The sequence below is a fragment of the Maricaulis salignorans genome (assembly GCF_900103475.1).
In the GTDB taxonomy this organism is placed as follows: Bacteria; Pseudomonadota; Alphaproteobacteria; order Caulobacterales; family Maricaulaceae; genus Maricaulis; species Maricaulis salignorans.
Genome location: NZ_FNHG01000001.1, coordinates 400,053 through 411,351 on the forward strand (window position 1 = coordinate 400,053; position 11,299 = coordinate 411,351).

8 protein-coding genes are annotated in these 11,299 nt (G+C 63.7%); 3 read left to right on the top strand and 5 right to left on the bottom strand.

Annotated features, from left to right (window positions below; translation table 11 throughout):
* Window positions 1-68: 68 nt before the first annotated feature.
* Window positions 69-533 carry a hypothetical protein gene (locus tag BLT42_RS01675; RefSeq protein ID WP_091765777.1) on the bottom strand — a complete coding sequence of 155 codons (465 nt, stop codon included), beginning with the start codon at window positions 531-533 and terminating at the stop codon, window positions 69-71.
* Window positions 534-615: 82 nt separating this feature from the next.
* Between BLT42_RS01675 and BLT42_RS01680 the strand changes: the two genes are divergently transcribed.
* Window positions 616-1,713 (top strand): PQQ-dependent sugar dehydrogenase, encoded by a 1,098-nt coding sequence (locus BLT42_RS01680; protein ID WP_091765780.1) that lies wholly within the window; start codon window positions 616-618, stop codon window positions 1,711-1,713.
* Here the strand turns inward: BLT42_RS01680 and BLT42_RS01685 are convergent, their stop codons facing one another.
* The 4 genes from BLT42_RS01685 to BLT42_RS01700 form a co-directional block, all read right to left on the bottom strand.
* Window positions 1,714-4,935 (bottom strand): efflux RND transporter permease subunit, encoded by a 3,222-nt coding sequence (locus BLT42_RS01685; protein ID WP_091765784.1) that lies wholly within the window; start codon window positions 4,933-4,935, stop codon window positions 1,714-1,716.
* Window positions 4,932-6,008 (bottom strand): efflux RND transporter periplasmic adaptor subunit, encoded by a 1,077-nt coding sequence (locus tag BLT42_RS01690; RefSeq protein WP_091765788.1) that lies wholly within the window; start codon window positions 6,006-6,008, stop codon window positions 4,932-4,934. The genes BLT42_RS01685 and BLT42_RS01690 overlap by 4 nt, the downstream gene beginning before the upstream one ends.
* Before the next feature lie 136 nt (window positions 6,009-6,144).
* Window positions 6,145-7,326, bottom strand: a complete 1,182-nt coding sequence (locus tag BLT42_RS01695; RefSeq protein WP_091765791.1) for a BaiN/RdsA family NAD(P)/FAD-dependent oxidoreductase — start codon at window positions 7,324-7,326, stop codon at window positions 6,145-6,147.
* Window positions 7,327-7,333: 7 nt separating this feature from the next.
* A complete protein-coding gene (locus BLT42_RS01700) occupies window positions 7,334-8,269 on the bottom strand; it encodes an alpha/beta hydrolase (RefSeq protein WP_091765793.1) in 936 nt (311 codons plus the stop codon).
* Window positions 8,270-8,362: 93 nt separating this feature from the next.
* Between BLT42_RS01700 and glpK the strand changes: the two genes are divergently transcribed.
* Together glpK and BLT42_RS01710 are read left to right on the top strand one after the other, a co-directional pair.
* Window positions 8,363-9,853 (top strand): glycerol kinase GlpK, encoded by a 1,491-nt coding sequence (glpK, locus tag BLT42_RS01705; protein WP_091765796.1) that lies wholly within the window; start codon window positions 8,363-8,365, stop codon window positions 9,851-9,853.
* Window positions 9,854-9,865: 12 nt separating this feature from the next.
* The gene (locus BLT42_RS01710) at window positions 9,866-10,744 is read left to right on the top strand and encodes a formylglycine-generating enzyme family protein (RefSeq protein WP_143024003.1); all 879 of its coding nucleotides are present in this window, start codon (window positions 9,866-9,868) and stop codon (window positions 10,742-10,744) included.
* Window positions 10,745-11,299: the final 555 nt, after the last annotated feature.

Here is an 11,299-nt window from a genome sequence, read left to right on the forward strand (position 1 = left end):
CGTGTGCGGGAGGCCAAAGGGTTTCCCGCACACCGGCCCCGCTTCAGCTTGATCAGCGGTCGGGCCCGTCAGCGCGTGTGTGCGGGTCGCTTGAGCAGTGAAAAGAAGAAGCCCGCACCGGCACCGCCAAGTGCCAGGCTGAGCAGACCGCCCAGTGTCCGGCTGGAGGCAACGGGTGTGATCGTCGATTGCAGGGCCTCGGCATAAAAGGCGGTGATGGCCAGCATGATGCAGGCGACAGCAACACCGCCCGCCAGCGTAAAGCCGATCCGCCGCCAGGGTTTTCCGAGCAATCGTGCGATCCAGCCGGCGACCGGAAAGGCGATGGCGAAGCCGATCAGCACGACGATAAAGAGTGTCGGTCCAAAGCCCAGCAAGTCGCGCGTGATGGCGTCGATCCGCACGGCCGGGGGAATTTCCGCCCCGACCGCCGCCAGTGATTGCAGCACGACATGGGTATTGGCGATGCTGACCAGGACAGTTCCAACCAGCACGCTGAGGACGAAAATCAGGACGGTGCGAAAAATAGACATCAGCGGTGGCTTTCCGGGGCTCTACACAATGCGCGTCAGCCTATAGGCTGTCCGGCGACACGACAATTGGCGGAGTTTGACCATGAAACACTGGGTTATTGCAGCTTTTGCGGCGGCCATGATGAGCACGGCCGGATTTGCCGAACAACGGCATGAGACGGTTGCCGAGGGACTGGAATACCCCTGGAGCCTGGCTTTCCTGCCCGATGGCCGCATGCTGGTCACCGAGAAGCCGGGCCGCCTGCGCGTGATCGATGAAACCGGCCTTCGCGCCGAAGCCATCTCGGGCGTGCCCGATGTGCTCCATTCAGGGCAGGGCGGTCTGCTCGATGTCGTGCTGCATCCGGACTTCGCGGCCAATCAAATCATCTATCTGACCTGGTCGGAGGGTGAGGCTCGCGACAACACGCTCAAGCTCGGCCGTGGCCGGCTCGAGGGCATGGCCCTGACCGGTTTCGAGGAAATCTTCGCGGCCGCGCCGCGCCGCAATACGGATGTCCATTACGGCGCCCGGCTGGCTTTCCTGCCCGACAATACGCTCCTGCTCGGCATCGGTGATGGTTTCGACCATCGCGAAGAGGCCCAGCGTCCGCAAACCCATTATGGCAGCTATGTCCACCTCAATGCCGATGGCAGCGCGATTGATGGTCCCTTCGCTGATGCCGCGCCCGGTGTCTACACGATCGGCCATCGCAATCCGCAGGCGATCGCGGTCGATCCGGTCAGTGGCATTGTCTATTCCAATGAGCATGGACCGCGTGGCGGCGACGAGATCAATATCCTGGTCGAAGGCCGAAATTACGGCTGGCCGATCGCCACTTATGGCATCGATTACAATGGAGCGCTGGTCAGCCCCTATACGAGCTATCCGGGCATGGAAGAGCCGATGCTCTACTGGGTGCCCTCGATCGCACCGTCCAGCATGGCGGTCTATCACGGCACCATGTTTGCCGAGTGGGATGGCGACCTGCTCGTCACGGCCCTGATCAGCGGCGATGCCGTAGTCGCGTCCGGACATCTGCGCCGGATCGATCTGGAGGATGGCGAGGTGGTTGATCAGGAGGTCCTGATCGGCGATGCCGAGGCGCGGATGCGCTATGTCGGCGTGGCGCCGGACGGCAGTATCTATGTCCTCACCGATGATCCCGAGGGGGAGATGATCCGGCTCTATCGCGACTGATTACTCGGCGATAGCGGGCTCGTCCCGATGCCCCGGCAAACGGCTGTCGATGACACGCCGGCGCCATTGCCCCAGCCGCGAGGGCGCAGCCAGCAGGACCGGGGTCAGGATCAGGGTCAACAGGGTCGAGAAACCCAACCCCCAGACGACGGCCGAGGATAGCTGGACCCACCATTCGCTGGCGGGGCCGCCGACGCCGATCACGCCGTGGGCGAAGTCGGCATTGATCTGCCAGGCCATCGGCAAGAGGCCGAAAATCGTCGTGATGGTCGTCAGCATGACCGGGCGCAGGCGCTGGGCCGCGGTGCGGATGACGGCTTCGTCGACCGCCATGCCGAGCCCGCGCAAGCGCTGAAACGTGTCGATCAGGACGATATTATTGTTCACGACAATTCCGGCCAGCGTCACGATCCCGGTCCCCAGGAAGAGGATGGAGATATAGGGGAAGGTCAGCAGAACGCCGAGCAGGACCCCGATCACCGACAGCACGACGGCCAGCAGGGTCAGGATGACGTGCCAGAAATTATTGAACTGCCAGAGCAGGATCACCGCCATCATGAAGAGCGAGGCGATCATGGCGCTGACAAAGAAGGCTCCGGCTTCGGCATTTTCCTGATCGGCGCCGAGATACTCGACCGAAACGCTGCGGGCGATATTGCCGGTCTCGATCTGGTCATCAATCCAGGAGCGAACCTCGGCGACCAGCAGGTTTCCGGCATGGTTTTCATCGGCATTGGCCCGCAATTGCAGCACCCTCTGCCCATCGCGGCGACGGATGGAATCGACCCGTGGCCGGGCCTCCAGCGTTACGAAATTGGACATCGGCACTGTGCCATTGAGCGTGTTGACCCGCAGGTCGCCGAGCCGCGAGATATCGCGATCCTCTTCCGGGAAACGGACCCGGATGTCCACTTCCTCATCGGCATCGTCGGGCCGGTAGCGGCCGACAAGTGAACCGGTCGTGACGAGCTGCACCGCGGCGCCGACCTGGGTGACATCGGCACCAAAGCGGGCCGCCTCGGCGCGGTCGACATCGAGCCGCCATTCGACACCGGGCAGTGGCAGGCTGTCCTCGATATCGACCAGGCCTTCCATCGTGTCGAGATGGGCGCGGATCAGGCGTGCAGCCTGTTCCAGGGCTGCCGGATCATTGGAGCGCAACTGGACCTGGACATCCTTGCCGACCGGCGGCCCCATCTCGAATGGCCGCACCTCGATGATGACGCCGGGAATGCCGACCATCGCGGCACGGATTTCCCGCTCGATCAGGCGGCCATTGGGACGCTGGCCGAAGGGTTCGAACTCGACGAAAATGCGCGCAATACTGTCGGCTGGAGCCGAGCCGGTGCCGTCAAACGGATTATTGCCCGGCGGCTGGCCGGCGACGGTGTAATAGCCTTTGATGCCTTCAATCCCGGCCAGACGGCTCTCGGCCTCCAGGGCAATGATATATTGCTCGGCGGGCGAGAGATTGCCGCGTGCCCGGACGAAGACGTAGAGCTGCTCCGGTTCCGCATCGAGGAAGAATTCGGTCCGTTTGGGCTCCAGACCGAACAGGCCGGCCGAGCTGGCGGCGAAACTGCCAATCACCAGAACCACAACCAGCACGGCGCTCAGCGTCACCGCGAGCGGTCGTTTGACGAGGGCCGAAATCAACTTGGCATAACGCCCGGTCAGCCCCGGCAAGTCAGTCGGGTCGCTGTCTTCCTGGGCATTGAGGTGCGCAACGGCGGACTGCGTGTCGACCACGCCGCCCTTGGGGCCCAGTACAGAGCCGAGCGTCGGCAGAAAGATCAGAGCCATCACCAGCGCCGAGCTGAGGACGAAGATCAGGGTCAGCGGCAGATAGGCCATGTATTGGCCGGGGATCGAATTCCAGAACAGGAAGGGCAGGAAGGCGGCCAGGGTCGTCGCGGTCGAGGAGACAATGGGCCAGAACATGCGCTTGCCCGCATGGGTATAGGCCATTTTCCGGGTTTCGCCCTCGGCCAGTTTGCGGTCGGCATATTCGACCACGACAATGGCGCCGTCGACCAGCAGGCCGACGGCCAGGACCATGGCGAACATCACCATGAAATTGACGGTCAGCCCGTAAAGACTGAGCAGGAGGAAGGAGAAGAGGAAGCTCGACGGGATTGCCAGCCCGACCAGGAGCGCCGAGCGCAGGCCGAGCGCTGCCACGACGATGATCAGGACAAGCACGATCGCCAGCATGATGGAGCTGGTCAGGCTTTGCAGGGAATCGCGCACATAGGTCGACTGGTCGAGACTGAACTGATAGCGCACGGTTTCCGGCCACTGGCTCGCGACCTCGGCCGTCAGCGCCCGCACGGCGGCGCTGGTGTCCATGATGTTCTCGCCGCTGCGCCGGACCACCTGGAGCGTGAAAGCCGGGGCGCCATTATAGCGCGCATAGCTGTCGGCATCCTTGAATGTGCGACGTACGGCGGCAACGTCCTGCAGGGTCACCACCGCCTGGTTGGAGCTGGTCAGTGGCAGATTCAGCGCGTCGTCCGCGGTCTCGAACAGGCCGGGCACCTTGACCTGGAAGCGGGCCGCACCGCTATCGAGCGAACCGGCCGCGATCAGACGGTTATTCGACTGCACGGCGTTGAATAATTGCGCATAGGTCACGCCGTGGGATTCCAGCAGGGCCGGGTCGATGACGATTTCGAGGACTTCCTCTCGCAGGCCCTGGACATCGACCTGCAGGATTTCCGGCAGCGCCTCGATCGCGTCTTCCAGCTGGCGGGTGAGCTGGAACAGGGTGCGCTCGGGCGCCTCGCCATAAACCTGCACGGCGATGGTCGGCGCGAGGCCGGAGTTGAATTCCTGCACCACCGGTTCGCGGGCGTCTTCGGGGAATTGCCGCCGCGCCATGTCGACGGCTTCGCGGACATCGAGCACAGCCTGGTTGGCGTCAAAGGGAACCTGGAATTCGGCGACCAGCGACCCGGCCCCGAGCGAGGCAGTGCCGTGGAGTTCCACCAGGTCATCGATCGAGCGCATTTCGGTTTCTGCCGGCCGCACGATCAGGCGTTCGGCATCCTCCGGGGAAATCCCGTCGAGCGGCACGATGACAACGACATAGGGGAAGGGTATGTCAGGGTCGGATTCGCGCGGCAGGGTCAGAAAGGAAATCAGGCCCGCGATCAGTGCGCAGACGAAGATCGCCAGGATCATCCGGGCGCGATTGACCGCAAAATCGACGAGTCCGGTCACTCGGGCGCTCCCGGGTTCGCGATCCGGACCCGCACGCCATCATCGACGAAATCCTGTCCGACCGTGATGACCGTGACCGGGTCGGGAAGGCCGGAAACCCAGACTTCCTCGCCATCATCGCTGAGCAGTTCAACCGGCAGGAAGCGCACAATATTGCCCGTTTCCAGGATGCGGACGCCGAGTTCGCCAGTGGAACCGAGCGCCAGGACCGATGTCGGGATCCGGTGGGCTGGCTCGGCGGCCAGCGGCAATGTGATCACCGCCGTGACGCCGCTGCGCAACTGTCCGTCCGGATTGGGCGCTTCCAGCTCGAGGCGGAAGGTATGGGTTGCCGGATCGGCGCGGCGCTCGACGAAGCGGACCGTGCCGCTCACTTCCTCGCCGGTGATCAGGCGCGCCGTCCCCGGCATGCCTGCGACCAGACCGGCGACATCGCGTTCGGCAATCTCGGCGGTGATGAGGATCGGATCCATCTGCACGACTGTGCCGCATGCGCCACCCGGCGCGAGGTAATCGCCGATTTCTCCGGCGCGATTGTCGAAATAGCCGTCAAACGGCGCCCGGATATTGATATTGGCGAGTTCCTGTCGCGCCGCTTCCAGTCGCGCCTGGGCCGCATCGCGCAGGGCTTCGACGCCGGCGACGGCATTGGCCGAGCGGTGGCCACGATTGAGCAATTCCACGGCGGCATTGTAGTCGAGTTCGCGTGTGCGGTATTCCGCTTCAGCCTGGGCGAGGGCGGCGCCGCGGGCGTCGATATCGAGGCGGCAGAGCGTATCTCCCCCGGCGACCGCCGTGCCCTCGATCGCGGGCGTCGCGACGATACGGCCGCCCGTTTCCGAGCGCACGACGACCTCGCGGAAGGCCTCGGTGCGGCCGCGTGAGGTCAGCGTGGCGGGGCGGTCGGTGGCGTGAACGGTCGCGGTGACGACTTCAAACAGGACAGGCTCACCGGAAAGCGCGCCCGACGTCGAATTCCGGTCACCCTGAAACAGGGTTCCGATGGCGAACAGGATGACGACGGCGACGAAAATGCCAAGGGCGGTCAATTGCGAACGGTTCAACGAAATCATTTGGGTGCCCTGCAATTGGATCGTGCATCGCCGTGAATCAGCGAACGGCGTTTACTTTGACGAATTGATACAGTGTGCCTGAGTTCGGGGCGAGGAATTTTCGAGCGCGAGAAGCCGCCAATTACATCTACAGGCTTTACACATGCTGTCCGGCAGACCAGCCCGACGACCAGGCCCACTGAAAATTGAACCCGCCCAGCCAGCCCGTGACATCAACGGCTTCGCCAATGAAATACAGGCCGGGCGCATGGCGCGCTTCCATGGAACGGCTGTCGAGACCGGCGGTGTCGATGCCGCCCAGCGTCACCTCAGCCGTGCGATAGCCTTCCGAACCGGTCGGCTTGATGCGCCAGTCGCGCAGCCAGGCTTCCAGCGCCCTGAGTTTTTTGTCGGACTGGTCGGCGAGATTGCCGGTCAGGCCGCAATCGGCGGCGAGCAATTGCGCCAGCCGCTTGGGCAGGAAAACCGACATCGCCGTGCCGATCGCCTGGCGGCCATTCTCGCCGCGTTGCGATTTGAGTTCGTCGAATATGCCGAAACCGGGCTGAAAATTGATCGAGATCTCCTCGCCTTCGCGCCAATAGGAGGAGATTTGCAGGATGGCCGGTCCGCTGAGACCTCGATGGGTGAAGAGCAGGGCTTCCTCGAATGAGGTCTTGCCCGCGCTGACAATGGCATCAACGGCAACGCCGGCGATCGGCTTGAAACGTTCGAGGATTTCCGGACCGAAGGTCAGTGGCACCAGGGCCGGGCGGGTCTCGGTGACGTCGAGCCCATAGGCGCGGGCGACATCATAGGCGAAACCGGTCGCGCCCATTTTCGGGATCGACTTGCCACCGGTCGCGATCACCAGCGAGCGGCAGCGGAACAGGGTGCCATCGCTGAGCCTGAGCTCGAAGCCCTCGCCCTTGCGCATGTGCGAGGTGACCGAAACACCCAGCCGAACACCGACCCCGGCCTCGCGCATTTCGCCGCGCAGGGCATCGATGATCTGGGTCGCCGGGCCGTCGCAGAAGAGCTGGCCGAGCGTCTTTTCGTGCCAGGCGATGCGGTGGCGGTCGATCCAGGCGATGAAATCGCGCTGGCTATAGCGTTTGAGCGCCGATTTGGCGAAGTGGGGATTGGCCGAGAGGAAATTATTCGGGCCGCAATGCAGATTGGTGAAATTGCAGCGCCCGCCGCCGGAAATGCGGATCTTCTCGCCCGGCTTGTCGGAGTGCTCGATCAGCGTGACCGTGCGTCCGCGCTTGCCCGCCTCGATGGCGCACATCATGCCGGCCGCGCCAGCACCGATTATTGCGACGTCATAGGTGATCATCGCGGGGTCAGCCGGTCACGCGGTCAAGCCAGTCGGCGAAGGCTGCCATCTGCGCCTCGCGGCCGATCTCATTGAGGGTTTCGTGGCGGAAACCCTTGAGAATGTGGAGGTCGACATCGGTGAAACCGGCCTTCTTGAGGCGTTTGTAGAGGGTTCGCATGGCCTTGCCCTGCAGGGTGGCGGGATCCTTCGAGCCGCCAAGCAGGTGGAAGGGCATATCTTTTGGCACATTAACGAGATTGGCCTTGTCCTCGGCATAGGCGGTGCCTTCGAGGAAATCGCGCCACAGCGAGACGCTGGCCGGCCAGCCGCACACCGGATCATTGACGTATTTGTCGACTTCTTCCGCATCGCGCGACAGCCAGTCGGCATCGGTGCGGCGTTCGGGGAAATTCTTGTTCCAGGACTTGAAGGTCATCGAGTCGAGGGTGAGGCTCGGGGTGAACTCGCCGCCCGCTGCCGCTTCAAACCAGAGAATGAGCTTCATGAAACTGGCCAGCTCGCCCAGCGTCATATTGCCGTTCCAGATCGCCGCTCCGGCCAGTTTCTCCGGCTGACGCAGCACCTGGTTGAAGGCGATGACGGCGCCCATGGAATGACCGAAAACGATCAGGGGCAGGCCCGGCCAGGTGGCGCGCAGCGAATCCTCGACGGCGCTGACATCGCCCATCACCTTGGTCCAGCCATCACTGTCGGCATAGCGGCGCGGCGCGCCATCATCGGCCGTCGTCGCGCCATGGCCGCGATGGTCATGGGCGCCGACATGATAGCCGCGCGAGGCGAGAAATTCGGCGAAGGGGGCGTAGCGGCCGGCATGTTCGGCCAGGCCGTGATTGATATGGACAATGCCGCGCGGCGTGCCCCTGGCCTCTGCCGTATAGAGCGCCAGCCGCGCGCCGGTCGGGCTGGGCAGGGTTTGCAGGCTGAAGTTCGACTTTGGCATTTCGGCTCCCGGAATTTCCTGTTGTGAACCTAGCGCGTTTTCTTATCCGGCGGCAGGGCTATAGTCAGGCGCAAGACAAGGCGGGGAAAGCTCATGTTCAAGACGCGCAAGGCGCTGCTGGCGCTCGATCAGGGTACGACCAGTTCGCGGGCTATCGTTTTTTCCACGACGGGCGAGATCATCGCCGAGGCCCAGCGCGAATTCGAGCAGATCTATCCCAATCCCGGCTGGGTCGAGCATGATCCCGAAGTGCTCTGGGCGACCGTGCTCGCAACCGCCCGCGAAGCCCTGAAGAAAGCCGAGAAGAAGGGCTGGAGCGTGCAGGCGATCGGCCTGACCAATCAGCGCGAAACCACACTCGTCTGGGACCGCGCCACCGGTCAGGCCATCCACAATGCCATCGTCTGGCAGGACCGCCGCACCGCCGATGTCTGTGCCGCCCTGCGCAAGGCCGGTCGCGCCGAAACCGTCGTCTCACGCACCGGCCTGGTGCTCGACCCGTATTTCTCGGCCACAAAAATCGCCTGGATCCTCGACCATGTTGATGGCGCCCGGGAACGTGCCGTGAAGGGGGAACTCGCCTTCGGCACCGTCGATAGCTGGCTGATCTGGCGTCTGACCGGCGGCCAGGTTCACGCCACCGACGCCACCAATGCCAGCCGCACCTCGCTCTATAATATCGCCGAGGGCCGCTGGGATGAGGATTTGCTCGACCTGTTCGATGTGCCCGCTGCGTTGCTGCCCGATGTGCGCGATTGCGCCGGCGAGTTTGGCACCACGGCGGCAGAGCTGCTCGGCCGCTCGCTGCCGATCACCGGGGTTGCCGGCGACCAGCAGGCCGCCGCCATCGGCCAGGCCTGTTTCCGCCCGGGCGAGATGAAATCCACCTATGGCACCGGCGCCTTCCTCCTGCTCAATACGGGCAAGGACATGGTCCGCTCACGCACCCGCCTGCTGGCAACCATCGCCTATCGCATCGCGGGCGAAACGACCTACGCGCTTGAGGGCTCCGTCCTCTCGGCGGGATCCACGGTGCAATGGCTGCGCGACGGGCTGGGCCTGTTGAGCCAGGCGTCCGAGATCAGCGCGCTGGCCGCCGGTGCCGATCCGGAAAGCGGTGTCTATCTCGTCCCCGCCTTCACCGGCCTGGGTGCGCCCTATTGGGATGCCGACGCCCGCGGTGCCATTATCGGCCTGACAAGAGGCGCCGGCCGCGCCGAAATCGCCCAGGCCGCCATCGATTCCACCGCCCACCAGACTTGCGACCTGCTCGACGCCATGGCCGGCGACGGCGTCACCACCAGGACCCTGCGCGTCGATGGCGGCATGGCCAGAAACGACACCGTCCTGCAACGCCTCGCCGACCTCACTGATATCGAAGTCGTCCGCCCGAAAAACACCGAAACCACCGCCTGGGGCGCGGCTTTCCTCGCCGGCCTGGGCGCCGGGCTGTTTCGCAAGCTCGAGGATGGGCGTGCGATCTGGAAAGCGGACCGGGAGTTCAAGCCGGCGTGCGAGCCTGCGCACCGGGAGCGGATGCGGGCCGGCTGGAAGGATGCTGTGGGGCGGGTGCGGACGGGGTGAGGGGGGCGCGGCGTGCGAGTTTGGGCAGAAATCATTGTTCTCGGCACTGTAGCGCTGGGTCTGACCGCATGCTCGGGCAGCGAACGCAACGCGCTTGCCTGCGCCGATTGCCCCGAGTTTGTCGAGATTCCCGCTGGCGAGATGATGTTGGGTTCCGAACCTGGCCCTAACGACCCGGATGGCTCGATCCTTTCCAGACAGAGCTATTCTGTACCGGCACCGTTCTACACCTCACGGTACGAGATCACTCGCTCAGATTGGTGGGCGTGTGAAAGCGATGGTGTCTGTCCGGAGGCCCGGGTCGGCCGCATTACCGGATTTTGGCACCATTTCTTCGAGCCAGATGATCGCAAGCCAATCGTGATGCTCACCATGGATGAGATTCAGCTCTATATCGGGTGGCTGTCGGCCCGAACGGGACTGAATTGCCGGCTGCCGACGGAATTCGAGTGGGAATACATGGCTAGAGCCGGTTCGACCGACGAATTCCATTTCGGGCCGTCCGCAACCTATCGGGACGCCAATTTTGACGATTTATCTTCCTGCTATCCTGATCTTCCCGGCGAGCGTTGCAGAGCCGATCCTGCTGCCGACCAGAGGAATTATCGCAGCCGGCTGCGGCCCGTTGGCTCCTATGCTCCCAACGCCTGGGGACTGTATGATCTACATGGCAATGCCGGTGAGCTCACTGGTTCCTGCTCGAGCGGCACGTTTTCAGAGGCTCGCTCTGCGGGATCAATCGACTGCGAGTATTTTGTCGACCGTGGGGGTAGTTTCGCCTCGCCGGCCGGGCGGTCGCGCCTCTCGTCGAGAATCGCGTTTGCGAAACATGCCCTGGACTCGGTAACGGTCGGATTCCGGCCTATCTGTGAAATGCATGATCCGGAATAATCAGGGAATTCAACGCCTCCCGCGCCACCCCTGAAACCCCTGCCATGCCGGATTCCGGCATGGGTTTCAGAGCGGGGTGAGGGCAGTCTGGCTCCCGGGACATGCTCCGGCTTTGCCGGTGCGTGTCCCGACTTGCGTGGATCCGGGCGCGACGTTGGCACCCCTGACCTGCGGGAATGCGCAGCGTCAGGCGGTGTTCGAAGCCTTACCAAGTCGGGACACGCACCGGTCCTTGGGACCGGAGCATGTCCCGGTCACGCGCCCGCTTGTCCTACACCAAACATCCAGACCATCGTCATCCCAGCGCAGGCTGGGATCCAGATTCACGCACAGACATCTATTTGATTTCGCGCCAGTTTTCGGCCCGTCGCGCTCTGCGAGCTGGGTCCCAGCCTGCGCTGGGATGACGATAAATCGTCAAACTTATCCCCGCCCCCTCCACGTTGGCGCATACTTCAGCCGTTCCGGTCGCACGGGAGGCACGAGCTCAGTCATTCGCGGCGGTCGGGAGCGTGCAGCCTGTCCGGGCGAAGGGGTGACAACCTGAGCACTGGC